Genomic DNA, 20,583 nt, shown 5'->3' on the forward strand with positions numbered 1-20,583 from the left:
TGGCCCTGCTGCCCCTGCTGCCCCTGCTGCCCCTGCTGCCCCTGCTGCCCCTGCTGCCCCTGCTGCCCCTGCTGCCCCTGCTGCCCCTGCTGCCCCTGCTGCCCCTGCTGCCCCTGCTGCCCCTGCTGCCCCTGCTGGTCCGCGATGCGCTCACGCAACGACTCGAGTCCGCGCACCAGATCACGCGTCGCTTCGAGCGTGCGCTCCTGCTGCCGTGCGGCCGATTCCCCCTGCAGCGCGCCCGACGCACTGCGCAACTGCTCGCTCACGTCGCGCAGGTTGTCCGCGATCTGCGCTTCGAAGGCCGACGCGTATTCCTCCGACCCGCCACGCGCGACCTGCTTCGAGAACTCGATCTTGTCGGCCAGCCGCGTGTCGCGAATGGTCTCCGCCGCTTCCGCTACCTTGCCCGCGGCTTTTGGCTGATCACGCCGCGAATCGCGCGCCAACCGGTCGGCGTCCGATTCCAGACGACGCACGTCGCGATTCAATTCGTCCTTCTTCTGCGTGAGCTGCCGGAGTTGTTCGGCGCGCTGTTGCGGCGATCCCTGCTGCCCCTGCATGGCCTTCACGCCCTGCGCGATCTCCCGCTGACGCGCCTCGAGATCCTGCGCCCGGTCGGCCAGTTGCTGGATGCCACGCGACGATTCGGCGGAACGCGCGCCCTCGAGCCCACGTGCGGCACGCGTCAGTTCTTCGAGCGCCGCACTTCCCTGCGCGCTCGACCCGCTGGCCGCCCGTCGCATCGCGTCGGCCGCCTGCTGCAACTGCTGCGCGGCGTTGGCCAGTTCGGGATTGTTCTGCTCCCGCGAAAGCCGCTCGAGACGACGCGCTTCTTCTTCCGCCTGCCGCGCCAGCTCCCGCTGTGCGCCGCTGTTCGTGTTGCCGCCGTTGGGGCGATTGTTGCCCTGCTGCCCCGCGGCGCCCGCGGCACCGGATGCTCCCGATGCACCGCCCGACGAACTGCCGGACGAACCACCCGCGCCACCGTTCTCCTGCGCCAGTCGCTGACGCATCTGTTCGGCCATGCGCTGCAGGCGTTCGTTCTCCTGCTGCTGACGCTGCGCCATCTGCTTGAGCCGCTCGAGCGTCTCGTCCACCTGCTGCTGCGGTTCGCTCTCCGCCCGACCCTGCTGCACCGTCTCGTACTGATTGCGCTGTTTGTCGGTCTGCAGTTCGAACAGATCGGCGAGGTCTTCGGCGCGCTGCTGCCCACCGCCTCCGCCGCCTCCCCCACCGCCGCCGCCACCCATCTGGACCTGCACATCCCGGTAGATTGCCTCGGCGCGCTGCAGCCGCTGCAGGGCCCGCTGCTCGGGCGGCATGGCATCACCACCCCGCGCACGCCCGAGCTGCTCCTCGGCGTCCTTCAGTTCGGTGATGGCCTGCTGCAACTCCATGCGGATCTTCGCGAAGTTCGTGTCGGCCTTCGCCACACCGCGCTCGGTCAGACGCTTGACCAACTCGTCGACATCGGTGCGCAGACGGCCCTCGGCGATCGCCAGCGTGGCCATGTCCTCACGGCGCTTCTTGTCGGTGCTCGATGCACTGTCCCGCATCCAGTTGAACGTGGCCGACACGATCTCCTTCTGTCGCGCCATGAATCCGTCGGGTGAATCCTGCTGGCCGCCGCCACCTCCACCACCACCGCCCTGCTGACGTTCATCGGATTGCCGATAGTCCTTGCCGAATGGCCGCACTTCCAGGAAGTACACGTCGCTCGTGCCCACATGACCGCCGCCGTCCCGGGCCTGGGCATGATACGCCACGAGATCGCCGGGCTGCAGCGACATCTCCTCGAGGAACAGCGTGTGCGCGCCCTGCGCATCGCGCGGACGACGCGACGTGCTATCGGTGATCTTCTTCACCTGCTCCGGGCCGCCGTTCACCCGATAGCGCAGTTCCATCGACACCACGCCCAGATCGTCCGTCGCGCGCACCGCCACCGTCACTTCATCGGTGTTGGAGACTTTGGTGTCACGACCCGGATCCTCGATCCGCACCATCGGCGCCCGGTCGGGAATCGCATCCACCACGTATTCCACCGAGCCCGCCACCGTCTGTCCATCGGGCGCCACGAGGTCGACGTGATAGAATCCACTGCGTGTCACGCGGAAGCTGCCACTCACCGTGCTATCGCTGTCGGGCGTGAGCGCCACCGTCGTGCCGTCGTCGAACCGCAGCGTGCCACCTTTCACTGACCGCGTCACCCGGGCGTGCACGGTCACTGTCGTGCCGACCACCGCGGCCACGTCACCGCCTTCGTCGATGTGTTCCGTGGGCAGACCGCTGTACGCCGGGAACTTGAGGTCGAGTGAGACCTGCGACACCGCCGGCAGATTGTTCACCGTGAGTTTGTAGACCGGCGAACGCACGTCGGCGCTTTCCACGTAGTACTCGGTGGGCACCACGATGTCGAACAACCGCGAGCGGAACTGCGAGGTGTCCGCATCGGGCGCCATGGGCAGCCGCTGCCATTCTCCGCCCGTCGTACCGCCACTGTCGGTGCGGAACACCAGCTCCGCGCCACTCGCCGCGAAGCCCATCAGTTCCGCGCGCACTTCCACCGCACCGCCACGCGGCACGGCCACCGATCCCGGCTCCACCGCCACCCGCCGCTCGGGCACCGCCGCCTGCGCCGTGCCGAAGGGCACGAACAGGAGACGCGCGCCATCACGCACCGACTGCGGTCCGAAGAACATGGCGACGGCGGCCACGACACCCACCACGCCGATGGCCTGTCCCGCGCGCAGCATGCGCTCCCGCTCGAGCGATGCGCCACGATGCAGCGGCGCAATGGCCGATGCCGCACGCGACATCACGCGCGTCGACAGCGATTGTGACATCCGCTGACTCTCCGGCACGTGCGCTTCCTGTACCGCCGCCAGCAGCGTCTGTCGCAGCGAGGGCGCGCGCTCTTCCACGTACAGCGCGAATCGCTCGTCGCTGGCCCGACGCATCAGCGGCACGATCAGTCCGCGCACGATGGCCACGACGATGAGTCCGTATCCCACCAGGCGGGCCGTCCACAACGCGCGGCCATCCCCACCCAGCCAGGTCGTGATCGCCCACGCGGCCGCCACGGCGAGCACGACCGCCACGCCGATCCACACCAGCGATTCGAGCAGCACCCGTTGACGCCACTGACGACGCAGCGTGCCGAGTGCGGTGAGCAACTGACGATCGGGACTCATCGTGGCTCCTTCGACTGGGGCGAACCCGTGAACATCACGTATCGAACCGGGCGCGCGAGGCGGTGCTCGCAGGCGCTCCGGCCGATCGGGTGGATGCGGTGTTGGACGCTACGTTGGACGTTGTGTTGGGAACCACCCGGCGCGCCATGCCCCGGCGTCCACGTGTCCCAAGAATCGTTTCGGCGAGCAGCAGCAACGCCGCGACGATGAGCAATACCCGCCAGGGGTTCTGACGGCGCTCCATCTCTTCGACGGTCATCGGCGTGTCGCCATCCGCTCTGGACGCCGCCGCCGACTCCGCCGACGTGGTGCGCACGCCAAGCAGGAGTTCGGTGGTGTCCATCGGCGTGAGCTCGGACTCGCTGGGCGGCACGTTCACGGCCAGCACCGCGCCGGGCTCGCCCGAGGCGCGTTCGGCGTACGCCGTGTAGAGGCCGGCATCGGGCAACGGCACGGCCGCGCCCGCCGAATCGGCCTGCGGACGGGTCAGCGCCCCGGTGGGACCGGTCACGACGGGATTGCTGAGTGTGGCCGGCAACGACCAGCTCTCGCCCGTGGTGAGCCAGAGCGGGGCCGCGTCGCGCCCCGAGGTGTGCAGCACGAGCTGCCGCACGAAGGGGAGGTACGCCGGCTGCAGCGGGAAATCGCCGTACTGGTTGTCGAGCGGCACGGTGAGCGTCATGGCCCGGCCGTTGCCGATGCGCTGTTCCAGCACCGCCGGCACGCCATCATCGAAGCGCGCCAGAATGTCGGCCGAGGGCGAGGCGTCGCCGCGCGGATACCGCCATGCGCGCACCGCCGTCAGCGCATCCTGTGCTTCGCGGAACGGGGCAAACAGGGCGTGCTCGGCGCGCACGTCACGCAAGGTGCCGCCACGATCGCTCACGCGATCGGCCAGTCCGCTGAAGGTGATGCCGGCATACGAGGGCAACGCAGTGCGGCGCGCGGCGAGCCGGCGGCCGGTCGCGAGCACGATACCCCCCCCGTCGTTCACCCACGACGTGAGCGCCGCCGGTGCGTCGGGGGCCATGTCCCAGAACATCACCACACCGGTGCGCGCCAGTGCGGCCGCGGTGGCCGGCACGGCCGTCAGACGCTCCACCTGCACCTGCGGCGCCCGACCGATTCCCAACGCCTGTTGCAGATACAACGTTTCCGACGCGCTCATGTCCGGTGGCGTGACGAGCGCCACACGCAGCAGATCGTCGCGTGGCACGACGGCCACGAGCGTGTCGTCGGCCACCAACGAATCGGCCGGAATGGCCACGCGCACCGAGACGGCCCCATCGGGCGCGGGTACCGGTGTGAAGGTGATGACGGTCTCGCCATCACGGGCAAGCGTAGCGGTGGCAGTCGTCGCATCACGTCCGTTCACCGAAAGAGAGGCCGTGACGGGTCGGATCGCGGGCAACGCATGGCTCTGCACGCGCGCCTTCACGGCGAGCAGTGTCCGGTCGCCTTCACGCACCCGCCGCGCATCGAGTGAACGCACCGCACTGTTCACCCAGGTGTCACTGCCCACGCCGATTCCGCGCACCTGCACACCCGCCGGAAACTCCACGCCGGCAATACCGGCCGCACTCGCCCGTTGCAGATCGGAAATGACGATCACCTCCGCCGCCGCGAACGGCGCATCCAGCAGCAGCTGCCGCGCGCTGCGCAACGCCGGCGCCAGTCGTGTGCCGCGCCGCATGGGCTGCACTGCGCCCAGCACGCCGCGCACCGCCGCCCGGTCTTCGGTGAGACGCTGCATCACCTCGGCGGCATCGTCGTACGCCACCAGCGCCACGCGGTCCTTGCCGTCCAGTCGATCGATGACGGCACGCGCCGAATCGAGCGCACGCGGCCACACCCCGGCGTACCCCATGCTCAGCGAGCGGTCGAGCAGGATGACGACGGCTTTGGTGCGGTTGTCGGCACCCACCACGCGCCGGTCCTTGAGCACCGGACGTGCGAACGCGAACACCAGCAGCGCCAGCGCCAGCAGTCGCAGCAGCAACAACGGCCAGTCGGTGATGCGTTGACGGCTCTCGGTGCGAATGGGCAATTGCTCGAGAAACATCAGCGACGGGAATCGCATCGGGCGATCGCGGTCGCGATGCCGGAGGTGCAGCAGGATCGGCACGACCAGTGCGGCGAGGCCGGCCAGAAACGCGGGGACGAGGAATCCGAGACCCATCGTGTCCTCAGCTCCTCAGCGCACCCGACCGCGCGTGAGCCGCGCGTCGAGATAGGCGTGCAGAGCGCGGTCGAGCGGTTCGTTGGTCAGCAGCCGCACATAGTCGGCCCCCGCCGCCGTCAGGCGCGACTGCAGGGCCTCATGATGCGCCCGGATGAGTGTCTGATACTTGCTGCGCAGATCGTCCGGCTTGAGCGGCAGCAGCGCCCCGCTTTCCATGTCCTCGAACGTCGTGTCGGCGTCACCGGGCAGGTCCCGCTCGGCGGCGTCCACGAGATGAAAGACGATCACGTCGTTGCCGTGCATGCGGAGTGCATCGACCGCACGCCCCAGCGCATCGGGGCGTTCGTAGCAGTCGGTGATGAGCACGATGATCCCCGAGCGGGTCGACAACAGCCCCACCCGTTCGATGCTGTGCACGAGTCGGCTCGGGCCCCGGGGCGTGGTGGCCGCCAGTGTGTGCAGGATCCGCTGCAGATGCCGCACCGACGGAGGGATGACCTCTTCGAGATCCTGCGTGAACGTGGCCAGTCCCACCCGATCGCCCTGCGATTGTGACAGCCAGGCCAGCGACGCGGCCAGCATGCGTCCGTACACGAACTTGGTCACGGACCCGCTGCCGTAGTCCATCGATCCCGAGGTGTCGAGCGCGAACAGCACGCCGGCATTGGTGTCCGCGTCGTACTCCTTGATGTAGAACCGGTCCGTCCGGCCGTACACGCGCCAGTCGATACGCCGGAGATCGTCGCCGGGCTGATAGCTGCGGTGTTCCGCAAAATCGAGCGACGACCCTTTGCGCAGCGATCGATGCTGGCCATGCATGAAACCATCCACGACCGTACGCGCGAGCAGCGCGAGATCGGAGATCTTCGCGAGCAGCGCGGGGTCGAGGAAGGCGGCGGGAGCGACGGGCACGAGGGGAGACCGTTACAGGGAAGACTTGGGCAGCGGCACCGTCTCGATGAGACGCGCCACGAGCTGATCGGTGCTCACCTTCTCCGACTGGGCCTGGAAGTTCACCAGCACACGATGGCGCAACACCGGTCGCGCGAGGGCGCGTACGTCGTCGAAGCTGGCACTCGCGCGGCCCTGCAGCAGCGCGCGGGCCTTGGCGCCCAGCACCAGTGCCTGCGCGGCACGTACGGACGCTCCATAACTCACGTACTGCTTGATGTAGTCTGACACCACGCCGTTCGTGGGGCGGGTGGCCCGTACGAGCGACACGGCATACCGCGTCACCGCATCGGCGATCGGCAGACGACGCACCACGCGCTGGTAGGCGAGAATCTCGTCTTTCGTGACCACCGGACGCACCGCCTCCGGCGGCAGCGCCGTCGTGGCTTTCACCACCGCCACTTCATCCTCTTCGGGGAGATAGTCCAGCACCACCTCGAGCATGAACCGGTCGAGCTGCGCTTCGGGCAGCGGATACGTGCCTTCGAGTTCGATCGGGTTCTGCGTGGCGAAGACAAAGAACGGCTTGTCGAGTTCGTACGTGCGTCCCTGCACGGTCACGCGCCGTTCCTGCATCGCCTCCAGCAGCGCGGCCTGCGTCTTGGGCGGCGTGCGGTTGATCTCGTCCGCGAGCAGCACATTGGCGAACACCGGCCCGGGCAGGAACGCGAGGCGCCGATGGCCCGTGGTGGGATCGTCCTGGATCACGTCCGTGCCCGTCACGTCGCTGGGCATGAGGTCGGGCGTGAACTGGATGCGCGAGAACTGCAGATCGAGCGCCCGCGCGAGCGTGGAAATCAGCAACGTCTTCGCGAGGCCCGGTACGCCCACCAGCAGACAATTGCCGCCGGCAAAGAGCGCGATCAGCGCCTGCTCCACCACGACATCCTGCCCCACGATCACCTTCCGCAGTTCGGCGGCGATGCGTTGACCCGCCCCCTGCAGACGATCGGCGAGCGCCGCGTCATCGAGGCGGTCGAAATCAACGGAGGAAGATCCAGCAGATGCAGCAGCAGATGCAGTCGGTCCAGTGGCAGGTGCAGTCACGCGAGTCCTCGACGGGGGAGGGAAGTGGTCAGCGGGTGAGGGCGTACACGATGTAGTTCACGCCCAGCTTGTACGCCTCGTTCGACAGATCCAGCGGAAACATCCCCTCGTCCGAAAACTCCCAGTATTCGGAGATGTCGTTGTTGTAGTTCACGATCGCCAGCATGCGTTTCTTCGGATCGTTGCCTTCGAAGTAGCCGTAGAACACCGACTTGTAGCCCCGGTAGTACGGATGGTAGTAGTCGAGGCTCTTGATGCGGTAGAACGAGTCGAAGATCGGATGGTCGACGGTGAGTTCGATGGGACGCAGATCGGGCAGGACTTTTCGCATCTGCGCTTCGAAATTCCGCCAGGCGTCGCCGGCGAAGTCGTCGAAGATCATGAAGCCACCCTTCGCCAGGAAATTCCGCATGCCCAGCACCTCGGCGTCGTTGGGTATCCAGAATCCCGCTTCGGCCATGTAGGCGATCGGATACTTGCCGAGTTGCGGATCGTCGAGGGTGAGGATGTTGCTCTGCGTCGTGCGGGCCCGCACGGTCGTGATCTCACTGACGATCTTGGTGAAGTGCCGCTCACCACGTGGATAATCGTGACTCCACGGCAAATCCCGTCCGCGGAAGCCACTGAAGTCGGGCATGGAATAGCGGATACGCGCGAACGTATAGCGTCCGTCGTACGGGAGATTGGGAGCGAACTCCTGCTGCGGGCGTCCGCCACGTCGCTGCGCCGATGCCGGTGCGGTCGACACGGCGAGCACCGCCAGTACGCAACACAGCACCCGGGCCGCGACCCATGCACCACCGTGCGTTCGACGCGCCATCATCTCCTTCACGGTGCGCCTCCACCGCTGCGTTGCCGCAATTCCAGCAGCAACGTCTGCGCCTTCTCGAAACTCGGTGCTTCTTCCAGCACCTGCAGCAATTCACGACGCGCTTCGGCCACCCGGCCGGCCGCCGCCAGCGCGCGCGCCAGCTCGTAGCGTGCATCCATCAGGTCGGTGGGGTGCAACGCGATCACGGCCTGCCGCTCACGCACCGCGCGCACGTGGTCGCCCTGCGCCCCCGCGAGCGTCGCCAGGTGCACGTGCAGCGCCGGTTCGTACGGCCACATCCACAACATGCGCTCCAGGGCGGCCATCGCGCCCGCGCGGTCACCGCGGGCTTCCCGCAGCGTGGCCTCGAGTTGATTCGCATCCCAGGCGGTTTCGTCGCGCCCGGTCACCACCTGCAGCATGGTCAGTGCCATCGCCGTGTCCTTCTGGGCGAGCGCCACCCGCGCGAGATACCAGGCCGGTCCATCCTCGGCCGCGTATTCGGGCATGAGGCTGCGCGCTTCCTCCAGCAGCTTCCGCGCCGAATCGGGACGCGTCTCGATCAACGCCACGGCCGTGCGCATCACCCGCGCGAACCGCCCGCCCGTGGAGTCGGTGGGGGACATGCCCTGCGCACTGGCCAGGTCCCTGGCGAAGCGCTGACGCACCCAGGCATCGAACTGCGTGTCGACCTGTTCCGGCGAGAGCCCCAGCACCTTGCGAAACGCACCCGGCGTATCGAGTCCGTCGCGGAACGCCACGAGCAACGCCGGCAAGGCCTGCGCGCCCTTGGTGAGTTCCACCCATTCGCAGAACATCGACGCCTGGAAATAGCTGTTCTGCGTTTCCATGGGTGACCGCGGTCGCAGGAATCCATCGCTCAATTCACTGATGCGACGCACCTGGCCCGTGTTCATGGCCACGAGCCACGGCAGGGACGCCCGTGCGCCCCACCCCGGCGCCGCCCGGCGCTCCTCGAGTACCGACAGTCCTTCGGACAACCACCGGGGCACCCGGTGATCGGACGCCCCCAGCGTGAACGCATGCGTGAGCTCATGCCATGCCGTGCTGCCCCAGTTGAATGTGCCGCGCTCCCGCGCGTTGGGCGCATCCATGGCCAGCAGACTGCCGAAACTCACCCCCAGCGCGCCCAGTCCGTTGAGGCCCACCGTGCGCACGGAAAAATCGGCGTGCTGTCGGTAGAACTCGAGACGCACCGGCGTGGGTGGACTGTAGCGGTATCGCACCGACAGCGAATCGAACGCGCGCTCGAGCAGCGGCACGATGTACAGTGCGAGCAGGTCGGCTTCTTCGGTGGGCGCGACCACTTCGAAACGTCCCTGCCGGATGGTGCGGAAATTCCGCATCTTGTCGAGCAGATCGAGCGTGTTCTTGTGCCACACGTTGAACGGATCGAGTGCAAACGCCCGTTCCACCGCGGCCCGGCCGGCGTCCATCTGCCCCGTGCGCAGTTGGGTCGTCCCCAACACGCCGTACGCGGCCACCGACAGGGAATCCTCGGCGACCGCCTGTTGGGCGAGACGCACGGCTTCGGCATAGCGACGCTGACGCACGGCCGCTTCCGCCAGCGCGAGGTGGAACGCCGACGGCGCCGGCTGCAGTGCGGACGCGGCACGCAAAGCCCGGTGATAGGTCGTCGAATCGCCCACGATCCAGGCCGTTGCACCCAACACACCCCAACCGGCCATCTCCATGCTGTCCGCGCCGATCGCGCGCTCCGCATAGCTGCGGGCCGAATCGAACGCTTCGGCATCGAGCTGCAGGCGCGCGATGTAGGCCAGCGTTTCGGCGCGCTTCGGATCGACCGCAAGGCTGCGTCGCGCCGTGGTCATCGGCGTGCCCTTGCCTTCGAACTCCTCCACGCGCGCGAGACCGAGCAGCGCCGCTGCATCATCGGGTGCGCGCTTGAGCGCGAGTTCGTACGACGCACGGGCTTCCGGCGCGTTGTACTTCTCGAGAAACAGCGCACCACTCCGGCGGATGGCGTCGATGTTGCCGGAATCGAGAGCGACGGCCCGGTCGAATGCCCGCAACGCCGCCCGCACCGCTTCCGCATCACCGACACCGAGCAACACGTAGGCGCGTCCCGCCGACGTGTGTTCCGCGCTGTTTCGCGCCCCGTCCTGCTGATACGCCGTGGCAATGCGGCGCGCGCGCGCCACCGCGTCCACCCGGTTGCCTCGCGCGAGGGCGGCCTCGGCGGCCGTGACCTCCGTGTTCCAGCGGTCCGGTGCACTGCGGGCCGTGCTCTGTTCCTGCGCGCACGCCAGAGACGTCACCGCCATGAGCGACATGAGCAACGCACCCGCGTGTCTGCTCATGAGGCGCCAGGCGCGGGCACGCGGGTTCATCGGTCACCTCCGGCCGCCTTGATGGCCTGCGTCTTCTCGGCGATGGCGAGCAGCAGGCGTTCCAGTTCGGCGTCGTAGGCGTCGGCCGTCATGTTCGCCTTGCGTGTACGCAGCGCCGCCACCTGCGACTCCAGCGCCTGACGTTCGGCGATGAGCGCCGCGACACGCGGATTGGCCGCCGCCGCGCGCGAGCCGAAGGTGATCCGCCCCGCCACGATCGAGTCACTGACTACGGCGTGCTCCGTGAGCAGTCGATTGCTGCGCTCGTATGACTTGGCCACTTCGGCGCGTGCGTACCGAAACGCTTCCAGCACCGAGAGACGGCCGTCCTTGTCGGCGTCCGCTTCGTCGCTGTTCAACGCACGCGCAAAGACGCCGAAGAATTCCGATTCGTTCTTCTCCATGGCCGTACGCGTGGCCGTGATGATCACCCGTCCCGGCTTGGCGAGTACGGGAACGAAGTCACCACTGCCGGTGGCCGCGTTCACGAACACCACCTGCTGCTGGGCAAACGGCGCGATCCAGGACGCATATTCCGCGGCGGTGGCGTCGGGGCCGGGCAGATTCACTTTCGAACCGGGGCCTTCGCCACTGCCGTGGCCGAGCAGCAGCACGAGCAGTACGTCGCCGGGTTGTACGCGTCTGGAGAGACGCAGGAACCCCGACGCGATGTTTTCCCGCGTGGAGCGGGCCTGCGAGAGTGCCGTGGGCAGCGAGTCTTCGGTGAGGACGATGAGACTGGAATCGCTCACGCCCCAGCGTTCGCGCGCCGCCGTGCGCGTGGCCATGATGGCCGTATTGAAGGCGGCTTTGAAATTCGGCGCACCCGACAGGCCGGCCACGATCATCACATGCGTGCGCTGCGCCTCTGCGGTGTGCGTGGGAACGCACAGCAGCGCCGTCAGCAGTATGACCGACGCCATGCCCCCGTGTCGCATCATGGACCGCATCACCCACCGCATCAGGCGAGCCCCCGCCACCGGCGGTATCCCCACTCGGCGCCCAGCAGCAGTGCGAGCAGCAGGAACACGGCCGGCATGTCCCACAGATCGTTGGCTTCACGCACCGTCACACCGGCGTCGGTATACACGGCGTCATCCGCCAGACGGGACGCATCATTCAACGGGTAGTACTTGCCGCCGGTCTCCTCCGCGATACGCCGCAGCAGCGACGCCCGCAATTCGGCGTGGGCGACATCCGCTCCACGCTCGTCCACGAGCACGGTGGCCCGGGTGGTCTGTACGGAATCGCGTCCGGCGCCCGGACGCTGCGCGCTCGCTTCGATCGCATACCGACCCGTATCGGTAGGCGTGAAACGCGCCGAGTAGCTGCCATCGTCCCGCAGTGACCACTCCAGCGGGATCGTCTGCACCTGTCCATCGGGACCGGTCACCGTGGCGGCGACGGTGGCGTCGTTCACGTCGGCATAGAGCGGCGTGTTCACCTGCGCGCGCAGTTGCACCGGTTCGCCCGGTGCGACACGCGTGGGCGATGCGATCACTTCGAACGGAGCCGGTGCATCTTCCACGATCCAGCGCACCATCTGCCGCCAGAACGTCTGGTGCGTCTGATCGGTCACCGGAATGGACGTATCCATGCGCCAGATCCACGAGTCCTGCACGCCGAGGACCGCACTCATGCCGCGGCCGTAGCGCTGCCAGGCGAGGACGGGCACATCGCTGCGTCCATCTTCCGTGCGGCCGGCGAGCAATTGCGTGGCGCCGGCGCGCAACGCACCCAGCCGGTTCACCATCGTGAGCGCGGGAAGGGAATCCCACTTCGTGCGTGATGCCGCGAGCGAGGCACCGAGTTGCAGCGCCGGATGCGACTCACCGGCCCGTGTCGGACGGATCGCCACCGAAATGGCGGGACCTTCCGCATTCACTTCACTGCGCGTGAGTGTGAGCGGCAGGACATCGGCCAGCGGTGTGCCCGCGTATCCCCCCTCGGACAACGAGGCGCGTCCACCGAGGACGAGCAGACCGCCACCACGCACACTCACGAAGTCGGCGAGCATGCGGAGCTGCTCCGGCGTGAAAAACGACGCCTCGATGCTGCCGAGAATGAGCGCGCGATACTGATACAGCTCCTCGCGTGTGGTGGGGAATCCTCCGAGCAGTTCGAGGCTGTCGCGCACGCCGAGACGGAGGAACTTGCGTTCGGCGCTGCGCATGAGACCCACCACGAGCAACGCGCTGTCGCTGGCCACGGCACGACGAAGGAACGCGAACTCCGGCCGAGGCTCACCTTCCAGATAGAGCACCCGATCGGGGCCCGCCCGCACCGTCATGCTTGTCTGCCACTCGTTGTTTTCCGTGACGATCTCCGAGGGCAGCGGACGCGCCCGCACCGCGAGCCGATGGACGCCGGGATCGAGCGGCGGCACTCGCACCTGCAACGTGGCGAGATCGCCGCGTGTGGGCGGATGCACCGTCTCGGTGGCGACCACGCGTCCATCCGCTTCCACCGTGAGCGCGACGGGCTCCTTGCCCACCCCACGCAGACGTACGTCGATTTCCACCACGCTGCTGGCACCGGCGAGTGTGCGTCGGGGAGCATCCACCCGTTCGATCGCGATGTCTCGCTCGAACCGTTCGCGACCCACGCCCACGGTGTACACGGGGACGCGGCGCGCACGCAGCGCCAGTAATGCATCGTCGAGCGCCCCCTGGCCGTTGTCGGCCCCGTCGGACACGAGCACCACACCGGCCAGTGGCATGCCACTCAGATCCTCGCGGACATCGTCGAGGGCCTGCGCGAGGTCCGACCGCGTGCCCGCGGCCGCGACTTCACCACTGCCACGCATCGGTACCGCGGCTCCCGAAAAACGAAAGCGGCGCAACGCGAACTTCTCGCCGAGCTGGCGGATCAACGCGCTGCTGTCGGAGAACACGGCCTGCATCGCATCGAGACGCGACGCTGCATCGGATGACGTGGTGTTCGTGCCGGGTGTGCCGCTGCGGTCCGTATCGCGGATGCGCATGCTGCGTGAATCGTCGTACAGCACGGCCAGCACATTGCGCTGCGGCACCGCCGACGCGATGACGAGCCCCGGCCGCAGCAGACACCCGATGATGAGCAGGATCGTGACGGTGCGCAGCACGGCCAGCACGGCACGATCACGGCCTTTCAGCGTGCGCAGCGAGAAATGGGTGACCGCAACGATCGCCACCAGCAGCAACGCCGCCACGATGAGCACCGCGATCGGCATGACCGGGGCCACGACGAGATCGCCGCGGGCGAAGGCACGCGGCGGATACTTGAAGAGCAGAGTACTGACAGCGTCGATCCAGGATCCCACAGGGCGACCGGCGAGCACAGGGCGGGAGCGATGACTACGCGGCGGGAACAGCAGACAGACATTGGACACCACAAGGCGATCCAACGTGCCCTGGTGCATCCGTTCTCCTCACAGTGCAGCGCGGCGCGGGGAACGTCTACTGTAGACGCGCCAGACAACGACGATGTTGGCGCGTGCTTCACACCCTTAACACCACGAAGCCCCGGTCGTCCAATCCGTTGAAGCGGGCGCCTCGGCAACTCTCCCGTTGCCGGTCGTCGGCGACCGTGCATTCTTTCGACATACGAGGACAACATGCGCCACTCCCGTACGATGCTCGTGGCCGCGGCCACGATCCTGAGCGTCACGCTGGCCGGCATGGCCAATGCGCAGGGTCAGGCTCGCGCACGTCGCATGCCTCCGCCCGCACAACCGGGCAATGGATCACCTGGTGGAACGCCGGCCGCTCCCGGACCGGATGGTGCCATGAATGGCCGGAATCGTGGTCCTGGTCGTGATGGTGCCGGCAATGGAATGCGGTTTGGCGGAGGCAGTCCGGCCGCGGCGCTGTTGCGTCTCAAGGGGCCGCTCGCACTGACGGACGATCAGGTGAAGCGTCTCGAAGCGCTGCAGGGGGCGAACGTCCCACGACGGAATGCGGCCGACGAACTGCGCGCACGGGCCGATCTGCTGGACGCCACGCAGGGGGACGGCAATCTCTCGGCCGCACGCACGGCCATGGATCGCATGAACAAGCTGCGGACGGATCGGGCCATCGCGCAGCTCAAGTTGCAGCAGGATGCGCGCGCCGTGCTGACGGCGGAGCAGAAGACGAGGCTGGACAACTTCCGCGCGATGGGCGCCCGTCGTCAGCGCATGGTCGCCTCCGGCCGGGCGCAGGCGTTCGGCCGTGGGGAGATGGGCCCACGTGGACGTGGCTTCATGGCCCCGCGCGGTGGGCCGGGCATGCGTCAGCAGTTCGGGCCGCCCATGGGACCGCCGGGCGGCCGGATGGGTCCGGGTATGGGGCCTGGGATGGCGCCTCGCATGGCCCCCGGGGGCGAGGGCGTGATGCCCCGCATGCGTCGCGGTGGAGAGATGGACTCGGCGGCCATTCACGGGCAGGACGGGCAGTTGCCGCCCACCTGACCACGTGGGGCAGGCCGGGATGACGACGGGGGCGCGACACGGGATGTCGCGCCCCCGTTTGTTGTCCGGCGCCCCTCAGGCTTCGTCGGCGGACGGGCTGGCCAAGCGCCAGCGCCGGGCGTCCTCAGGGGTGTCGATGTCGAATCGGCCGCCATCGAGCGGGACGGTGAGGGGGGAACCGGTTTGCAGGAGCGCCTTGGCGCCCCGGTCTCCCCGGAGCGCCATCAGGTCCGGCCAGTCGGTTTGCGGAAAAACTGCAGGGACACCACATGTTTCCATTGTTGTGTCTCCTTGATAAACCGATGCTGTTCTGATGCTTCCTGACTTTGACGTCGATAGAAGTGCTTTGAAATGACCGAGGCTGACCGTGGGCATGTCGCAGGCGGCCACCAGGACGCCGCGTGGGCCCGGCGTCTCCACGGCCGTCCGGACCGCGAGATGTGCCATGCCTGCCGCGATGGAGCCCCCCATCCCGGCTTCCCAGTCCGGGTTGTGGAATATCTCAACCTCGAGATCTTCAATTGAAGAAGACACTTCCGGGGCGTGACTGCCCGTCACCACCACCACCGGCCCGCATCCCGCCTCGAGCAGGAGGCGGGCGGCGCGATGCACCAGCGTCTCTCCCTGATCGTCCCGCAGGAGCTGTTTGGGTTCGCCCAGCCGACGCGAACCACCGGCGGCCAGCAGGATGCCTGCCACCGAGTCGGTCATCCGAGGGGGGCCGTCTCGCTTGCCTCGGGGATACGCGGACACGGGGTCCGCGTATGGATCGGACTCTGACGCTCGCGTAGAAATCCCGCCGGCCGGCCGTGGATCACGGCCTCGATCTCGGCGATGGCCGCCAGGGCAATGGACGCCGGCGTCTCTCCCCCCAGGTCGAGTCCGATGGGCGCGTGCAGTTTCCGACGCATCCGTGCCGAGAGCGGCGTTCCGCGTGCACCCAGGGTGGCGTCGACGGTGGCGAGGAGCTGCGCCCCCCGGGTGCGCGAACCCAGCACTCCCACATACCCGACCGGCAGCGGCAGGGCCGCCGCCAGCCAGGCCGCGTCCACATCGAAGATGTGACTGAGCAGGGCCACCGCCGTACGGCCGTCGTGTGGCAGCGCGGCCAGCGTCCCGTGCACCGTATCGAGCGAGCCCGCCGCCAGCTTCGTGGCGCCCGCCGGCAGCGTGAGACCATCGAGCAACGCCGGACGATGATCGATCACGGTCACCTGCCATCCCATCGTCATGGCGATCGCGGCAAACGCCTCCGCACCCCGTCCCGCGCCCACCAGGTGCAGGGCGATGGGCGCCACCAAGGGCTCCACGAACGCGAAAACCGGAGACGCTGCCGCAGGGGCCGTGGCGGTTGCCGACGGAGGCAGCGTCGCCGGCAGTGGCTGCGTGGACGACTGCGTGAACGACTGGGTGAACGGCAATCCCGTTCTGGCGACGGTCGAGGCAATCGTCGTCAGGTCGGCCGTCGTGACCCGGCGGGCCTCCTCATGGAGAAATCGCCAGCGTCCGGTGAACGCATCACCGTCCAGAAGGGCGCCCGTGCCGCCGTTCTGTTCTCCTACAATCGTCACTACGGCGCCACCAAGACGCCTCTTTGCGATCACATCGGCCTCTTCCATCCAACTCCAGTCTGGAAGCGGCTCCAGTAGCAGGTGCGCCACCCCATCACACGCGGCGCCAAATCCCCAGATGGTCTCCAGGTCGGCGCGCAGGTCGTACCGGAGCCGGATGGCACATCCCGACGCGCAGACGGCCGCCGCGCGGGCAGCCACGTCGCCCTCCAGGCAACCGCCACTCACCGCACCCGCCAAGACACGCCCCTCCGCGTCCACGAGCAGCCGGGCGCCCGGCTGACGATAGGACGAGCCCTCGACCTGGACGAGGGTCGCCAGGGCCAGGGGGACATCCGGGCGGGCCAGATGCGCAGCCGTCGCAGCGCGCGCGAGCTCGGCAAATCCGTTCACGGGACTCCGGTGTCGGAGGGGGATCCGGGAAGGGGCGACGGGCGGCCGTGTCTCGTCGCCTCCCCGGCCATCCCACAAGAATAAGAAAAAACGGGGCGCGTGACAAAAACGCCAATGGGCTGGTACCGTACCTCGCGGTGCGCTTTGGTCGTGCTGTTACCTGATGGTGACTGTAAGTACATACTTGCGGCAAGCGTCTGCTTGCAATTATGTACCGCCATGATTGACGATCACCGCCACCGGATCATCGAAGCCGCCGCACGCATCTATGCGCAGCACGGCTGGCGGGGCGCGACCACCCGACGCATTGCCGATGAAGCAGGCGTCAATGAGGTCACGCTCTTCCGCCAGTTCGGCTCCAAGGACGCGTTGCTCGACCAGATGATGCAGGTCTGCGCCCGCCGCGAGTCCTGCCCGTCCATGCCGAGGACTCCCGTGAACCCCGAGAACGATCTGCTGCGGTGGGCCCTCGATCAGCACGGCCATCTGAGCACCATGCGCGCCATCGTGCGCCAGATGATGAGTGATGCGGAGGAACGTCCGGATGTCGCCGGATGTGCCACGCATGGCCCCAGTGCCGCGGCGGCGCAGCTCCGCGAGTACGTGGTGCAACTGCGTCGTCACGGCTGGATCCCCGAGTCCGGTGATGTGACACCGGCCGAGGTCCGCGCCGCGGTCACCATGCTCATGGGCGCGCTGTTTGCCGATGCGATGAACCGGGATCTCATGCCGGCGATGTTCTCGTTGCCGGTGGAAGACAGTCTGCGCGGTTACGTGCGGATCTTTCTTCGTGGTATCGGTGCCCGGTCGGAACCTGAACCGCCGACCACCCGTACGGTCGAACGCCGTTCGACCTCCACCTCTGTATCATCCGAATGATGTCTTCACTTCGTGCGACCGCGGCCTTTGATGCGCCGCGCCACGCACTTCCGGCAACGACGCGGTTGCTCCTGCTGTTGCTGCTCGCGCCCATCGGGGCGCAGGCACAACAGAGCGCGCCGCCACGTCCACTCTCGCTGGCGGAAGCACTCCAGCTTGCCGCCGGCTCCAGCGAACAGGTTGCGCTCGCCAGGGCCGGTGAGCAGCGGGCCCGCGGTCAGCAGACCCAGGCCCGTTCCGCGCTGCTGCCACAAGTCTCCTCCACGCTCAACTGGCAGAAACAGCTCCAGAACCAGTTCGCCGCCATCACCAAACGCATGGGAGATGGCGGTTCGGGTTCCAGTTCCGGTGGTGACTCGGCCAGTGCCGACAATCCCATCACGCGCATCTTCGCGTCGGAATACAACGTGACCTTCGGGCTCACGGCGTCGCAGCCCCTCTTCACCGGCGGGCGCGCCACGGCCAACCTGAAGGCGGCCCGTCTGGCGCGTGAATCGGCGGAGATCGGTATCACCAGTGCGCAGGCCCAGGTGCAGCTCGACATCACGCAGGCGTACTACGACGCCGCGCTCTCCGATCGCCTCGTGGCCATCGCCGAATCGTCGCTGGTGCAGTCGGAGCGCACGTTGCGACAGGTGCAGCTCACGCGTTCGGTGGGCTCGGCGTCGGAGTTCGAGATGATCCGCGCACGGGTCACGCGCGACAATCAGCGTCCGGCATGGCTGCAGTCGCGTACGTCGCGGGACCTGGCTTATGTGCGGTTGCGGCAGTTGCTCGACCTGCCCGCCGACCAACCGCTGGTGCTCACCGACAGCATCGCCGAGGCGCCGCTGGCAGCGGGCAACATGGGCGCGGCCAACGCCGGTGCCAACAACGCCGCTCCGATAACCACGGTCAACGTGAACCCCGCCGAAGTGCTGCAACTCGATCCCGCGGTGCAGGGCAATGTCTCGCGTCTCATCGCGTCCAGCGATACGGCCTCGCGCACGCGGGCATCGGTGCGTCAGGCTTCCAAGAGCGTCGAGATGGCGGAGCAGCAGCTCCGGGCGACGAAGGCGCAACGGTGGCCCCAGCTTGCCGCCACGACCAACTACCAGCGTCTGGCCTATCCGCAGAACGTGCTGCCGAAGAGTCTCGGCGACTTCTTCCCCAACTGGACGGTGGGGCTCGGGATCTCCTATCCGATCTTCAGCGGGGGGCGTGTGCGCGGCGAGATCGTGGCCGCGGAGGCGGGCGTGATCGAAGCCCGTCAGCGTCTCAAGCTGGCCGAGGAAGGCGCCACCCTGGATGCACGCCAGGCGGCGTTGCAACTCACCGAAGCCGAGGCCACGTGGCTCGCGAGCGTGGGCACGGCGGAACAGGCCCAGCGTGCCTACGACATCGCCGAAGTGCGATTCCGCGAAGGCATCTCCACGCAGCTCGAGTTGTCGGAGACCCGGGTGCAGTTGCAGCAGGCGCAGGCCAACCGCGCACGCGCGGCGCGTGATCTGCAGGTGGCGCGCAAGCGTCTGGAGCTTCTTCCCTATTTGCCGCTGACACAGGCTTCGGCCCCGTCGGCGATGACCACGAATACCGGTACCAACCGATGATGACCCCTCCGCGCCGTGTGGCGCCAATCCTGAGCCTGGCGGTCCTGGCACTCTCCACGGCCGTGACCGCGTGTGGCAAGACGCCGGACGCGTCCCCCGACACGGCCGACGCCGCGCAGGCCATCGGTGCCGAAAACATCGCCGTCGCGCGGCAGGACACGCTGCGCAGTGGACCCGCCATCTCCGGCACGCTCGTCGCCGATCGTGAGGCGCGCATCCGCGCCGAGCTGTCGGGCGCCGTCCTGCAGACACTGGTCGACGCGGGCCAGCGTGTGAGCGAAGGTACGGTACTCGGTCGCCTCGACGATGGCACGGTGCGCGAAGCCGCCATCTCGGCGCGCTCCGGCGTGGCGCAGGCCAGCATCGCCGCCGAACAGGCGGCGCGTGAACTGCAGCGCGCAAAGACGTTGGTGGCCGCGGGCGCCATCGCCGAACGTGACGTGGAAAGCGCCGAACGCGCCAACGTGGGCGCGCAGGCACAGCTCGCGGATGCGAAGGCGCGTCTGTCGAGCGCCGAGAAGAATCTGGCCAACGCGACCATCCGCGCGCCGTTCGCGGGCATCGTGGCCGAGAAGAGCGTGAGCCCCGGTGACATCGTGTCGCCGGGCTCCGCGTTGTTCACGGTGATCGATCCCCGCAGTCTGCGGGTGGAGGCGTCGGTGCCGGCCAGTGCCCTCGGCGAGGTCCGCGTGGGCGCCCCGGTGACGTTCAAGGTGAATGGCGCCGATCGCACGCTCGAAGGTCGCATCACGCGCGTCAGTCCGATGGTCGATGCGCAGACCAAGCAGGTGAAGATCCTCGCCACCGTGCCCAACAACGCGAATGCCCTCGTCGCCGGACTGTTCGTGGAAGGCCGCGTGACGGCGGAGAAGCGCATGGGCATCCTGGTGCCCGAGAGCGCCGTCGATCAGGCCGGCATCGTGCCCAGCGTGATGCGTGTGCGCGGTGGCAAGGTGGAGAAGGTGGATGTGCAGCTCGGTGTGCGCGACGATGCTGCCGAGTTGTTCGAGATCACGAGCGGCATCGCCGGTGGCGACACCGTGCTGCTCGGCAACGCCCGCGGAATTTCGGTGGGGACGGCGGTGGTCGTCTCGACTCCGCGCGATGCGACGGCACGTGATGCCGCCGCGCGCGATACCGCGAAGAACACCAAGCCCTGAGGACC

The 20,583-nt window shown here is 67.9% G+C and carries 14 protein-coding genes; 4 read left to right on the plus strand and 10 right to left on the minus strand.

Translation table 11 applies throughout. The features are described from left to right. The 8 genes from WG208_RS11075 to WG208_RS11110 form a co-directional block, all read right to left on the minus strand. A partial coding sequence (locus tag WG208_RS11075) for a DUF4175 family protein (RefSeq protein WP_337171419.1) occupies positions 1 to 3,194 on the minus strand: 3,194 nt, incomplete at its 3' end. Positions 3,195 to 3,228: 34 nt separating this feature from the next. Continuing rightward, positions 3,229 to 5,373 carry a BatA domain-containing protein gene (locus WG208_RS11080; RefSeq protein WP_337171420.1) on the minus strand — a complete coding sequence of 715 codons (2,145 nt, stop codon included), beginning with the start codon at positions 5,371 to 5,373 and terminating at the stop codon, positions 3,229 to 3,231. A gap of 15 nt (positions 5,374 to 5,388) precedes the next feature. Further along, positions 5,389 to 6,288: a DUF58 domain-containing protein gene (locus tag WG208_RS11085; protein WP_337171421.1), complete on the minus strand. Its 900-nt coding sequence runs from the start codon at positions 6,286 to 6,288 to the stop codon at positions 5,389 to 5,391. Between the two features lie 12 nt (positions 6,289 to 6,300). Beyond that, on the minus strand, positions 6,301 to 7,272 hold the full coding sequence (locus WG208_RS11090; protein WP_345786990.1) for a MoxR family ATPase: 972 nt from the start codon (positions 7,270 to 7,272) through the stop codon (positions 6,301 to 6,303). A gap of 130 nt (positions 7,273 to 7,402) precedes the next feature. Further along, positions 7,403 to 8,197, minus strand: a complete 795-nt coding sequence (locus WG208_RS11095) for a DUF4159 domain-containing protein (RefSeq protein ID WP_337171436.1) — start codon at positions 8,195 to 8,197, stop codon at positions 7,403 to 7,405. Positions 8,198 to 8,202: 5 nt separating this feature from the next. Next, positions 8,203 to 10,557, minus strand: a complete 2,355-nt coding sequence (locus WG208_RS11100) for a tetratricopeptide repeat protein (RefSeq protein WP_337171423.1) — start codon at positions 10,555 to 10,557, stop codon at positions 8,203 to 8,205. Continuing rightward, positions 10,554 to 11,480, minus strand: coding sequence for a hypothetical protein (locus WG208_RS11105; RefSeq protein WP_337171424.1), 927 nt, complete (start codon positions 11,478 to 11,480; stop codon positions 10,554 to 10,556). The genes WG208_RS11100 and WG208_RS11105 overlap by 4 nt, the downstream gene beginning before the upstream one ends. A gap of 38 nt (positions 11,481 to 11,518) precedes the next feature. Next, the gene (locus WG208_RS11110; RefSeq protein WP_337171425.1) at positions 11,519 to 13,858 is read right to left on the minus strand and encodes a glutamine amidotransferase; all 2,340 of its coding nucleotides are present in this window, start codon (positions 13,856 to 13,858) and stop codon (positions 11,519 to 11,521) included. A gap of 294 nt (positions 13,859 to 14,152) precedes the next feature. Here WG208_RS11110 and WG208_RS11115 point away from each other — a divergent pair, with 294 nt between their 5' ends. Next, positions 14,153 to 14,986 (plus strand): Spy/CpxP family protein refolding chaperone, encoded by an 834-nt coding sequence (locus tag WG208_RS11115; protein ID WP_337171426.1) that lies wholly within the window; start codon positions 14,153 to 14,155, stop codon positions 14,984 to 14,986. A gap of 75 nt (positions 14,987 to 15,061) precedes the next feature. Here WG208_RS11115 and WG208_RS11120 read toward each other — a convergent pair whose 3' ends face one another. Further along, positions 15,062 to 15,697, minus strand: coding sequence for a nucleotidyltransferase family protein (locus WG208_RS11120; RefSeq protein WP_337171427.1), 636 nt, complete (start codon positions 15,695 to 15,697; stop codon positions 15,062 to 15,064). Further along, positions 15,694 to 16,950: an XdhC family protein gene (locus WG208_RS11125; protein ID WP_337171428.1), complete on the minus strand. Its 1,257-nt coding sequence runs from the start codon at positions 16,948 to 16,950 to the stop codon at positions 15,694 to 15,696. The genes WG208_RS11120 and WG208_RS11125 overlap by 4 nt, the downstream gene beginning before the upstream one ends. A gap of 219 nt (positions 16,951 to 17,169) precedes the next feature. Between WG208_RS11125 and WG208_RS11130 the strand changes: the two genes are divergently transcribed. Genes WG208_RS11130 through WG208_RS11140 form a run of 3 tightly spaced genes read left to right on the plus strand, consistent with a single transcriptional unit; the run spans position 17,170 to position 20,578 of the window. Continuing rightward, on the plus strand, positions 17,170 to 17,829 hold the full coding sequence (locus WG208_RS11130; RefSeq protein ID WP_337171429.1) for a helix-turn-helix domain-containing protein: 660 nt from the start codon (positions 17,170 to 17,172) through the stop codon (positions 17,827 to 17,829). Beyond that, complete coding sequence (locus tag WG208_RS11135) at positions 17,829 to 19,418, plus strand: TolC family protein (RefSeq protein WP_337171430.1); 1,590 nt, start codon at positions 17,829 to 17,831, stop codon at positions 19,416 to 19,418. The genes WG208_RS11130 and WG208_RS11135 overlap by 1 nt, the downstream gene beginning before the upstream one ends. Beyond that, positions 19,418 to 20,578 carry an efflux RND transporter periplasmic adaptor subunit gene (locus tag WG208_RS11140; RefSeq protein ID WP_337171431.1) on the plus strand — a complete coding sequence of 387 codons (1,161 nt, stop codon included), beginning with the start codon at positions 19,418 to 19,420 and terminating at the stop codon, positions 20,576 to 20,578. Before WG208_RS11135 ends, WG208_RS11140 begins: the two co-directional genes overlap by 1 nt. Positions 20,579 to 20,583: the final 5 nt, after the last annotated feature.

The organism is Gemmatimonas aurantiaca (genome assembly GCF_037190085.1).
In the GTDB taxonomy this organism is placed as follows: domain Bacteria; phylum Gemmatimonadota; class Gemmatimonadetes; order Gemmatimonadales; family Gemmatimonadaceae; genus Gemmatimonas; species Gemmatimonas aurantiaca_A.